Annotated in this window: 1 protein-coding gene, 1 other RNA gene and 1 pseudogene; 2 read left to right on the top strand and 1 reads right to left on the bottom strand. The window is 64.1% G+C overall.

All coding sequences use genetic code 11. The features are described 5' to 3' along the window. Positions 1–214: pseudogene (locus EN750_RS33240) on the bottom strand (HIT domain-containing protein); the annotation flags it as partial. Positions 215–383: 169 nt separating this feature from the next. Between EN750_RS33240 and ffs the strand changes: the two are divergent. Together ffs and EN750_RS33230 are read left to right on the top strand one after the other, a co-directional pair. Next, positions 384–480: signal recognition particle sRNA small type (gene ffs, locus EN750_RS33235), an RNA gene on the top strand. A 105-nt stretch (positions 481–585) separates the two neighbouring features. After that, a partial coding sequence (locus EN750_RS33230; RefSeq protein ID WP_127399187.1) for a DNA polymerase III subunit gamma/tau occupies positions 586–1658 on the top strand: 1073 nt, incomplete at its 3' end.

The raw sequence follows: 1658 nt of genomic DNA, 5'->3' as shown, positions 1-1658 counted from the left end.
CCACCATATTGGTCTCGAAGGTCAGCATCGCCTGGTCGAGTGGCGTCATGTCATGGATTTCCTCCGCGCCGGGCCGCTGCGGCACCAGCAGCAGCCATGGCCAGCGGCGGTCGTTCATCACCCGCAGCTCGCACAGCCCAAGCCACATCAACTGTTCGCTGTCCGCCTCCAGCCGTGCGTCCAGCGTAAATCCGGCCTCCAGGCCCGGCAGCATCGGCGTTTCCCTTGCTTTTCTTGGTTTGCTCAACACATGAAGGCTAGAGCGGCGGCAAGGGGGCTGCAAGTGAATCATTGCGCCCTCACGGTCTGGTGCGCCGATTCGACATTTAACGATTTCTTCGGCGGACTTGCATTTCGTCGCGCAATTGCCGATATGGAAAGCGGGAGGTTGGTGGTGGACGATCCACTCGCCAACCGGGTCAGGTCCGGAAGGAAGCAGCCCTAACGAGCCCGGAACGGGTCATTGTTCCAGCCTCCCACCTCATCGGCCCCTCTCGCGATATTGACGACGCATTGCAGCGCGGGCGAGACTATGCGCAGGAATCGGCCGCCTTCGGGCGCGGCCATTTGGAGCTTTACGGGCGTATGAGCGAAGCCGGAAATTCGGGACCAAAAAGCCTGGAGATAGGCAAGGCCGCCGCCTATCGCGTGCTGGCGCGCAAGTACCGTCCTTCGAATTTTTCCGAGTTGGTCGGCCAGGAGCCGATGGTGCGCACCCTCACCAACGCCTTTGCCACCGGCCGCATCGCCCAGGCCTGGATGCTGACCGGCGTGCGCGGCGTCGGCAAGACCACGACGGCGCGCATCCTCGCGCGGGCCCTGAATTATAAAACCGCCGATATCGACCAGCCTTCGGTCGACCTCGCCGTCCTCGGCGAACATTGCCAGGCGATCATGGAAGGCCGCCATGTCGACGTCATCGAGATGGACGCCGCCTCGCACACCGGCATCGACGACATCAGGGATATCATCGAGCGCGTGCGCTACGCGCCGGTCTCGGCCCGCTACAAGGTCTACATCATCGACGAAGTGCACATGCTGTCGACGCAGGCCTTCAACGGCCTTCTGAAGACGCTGGAAGAGCCGCCGCCGCACGTCAAATTCATCTTCGCCACCACCGAAATCCGCAAGGTCCCGATCACCGTTCTGTCGCGCTGCCAACGCTTCGACCTGAGGCGCATCGACGCCGGCGCTCTGGTCGCGCATCTGTCCTCGATCTCGGCCCAGGAAGGCATTTCGGTCGACGACGACGCGCTGGCGATGATCGCGCGCGCCGCCGAGGGCTCGGCCCGTGATTCGCTCTCCATCCTCGACCAGGCGATTGCCCATGGCGCCGGCTCTGTCGGCGCCGATGCGGTTCGGGCGATGCTCGGGCTCGCCGACCGCGCCCGCATCGTCGACCTGTTCGAACATGTGATGAAGGGCGATGTGGCGGCAGCCCTTGGCGAATTCCGTGCGCAGTATGACACCGGCGCCGATCCAGCCGCCGTGCTGACCGACCTTGCCGAATTCAACCATCTCGTCACCCGGCTGCGTTTCGTGCCGACGGCCATCGAGGATGCCTCGCTGTCGGAGGACGAGCGGCAGCGCGGCGCCGATTTCGCCAGGACGCTGTCGGTCAGGGTGCTGTCACGGACATGGCAGATGCTGCTCAAGGG

Source organism: Mesorhizobium sp. M7A.F.Ca.ET.027.03.2.1 (genome assembly GCF_003999175.1).
Classification (GTDB): Bacteria; Pseudomonadota; Alphaproteobacteria; order Rhizobiales; family Rhizobiaceae; genus Mesorhizobium.
Note: the sequence above shows the minus strand (reverse complement) of the source record. Positions and strands in the feature narration are given on the sequence as shown.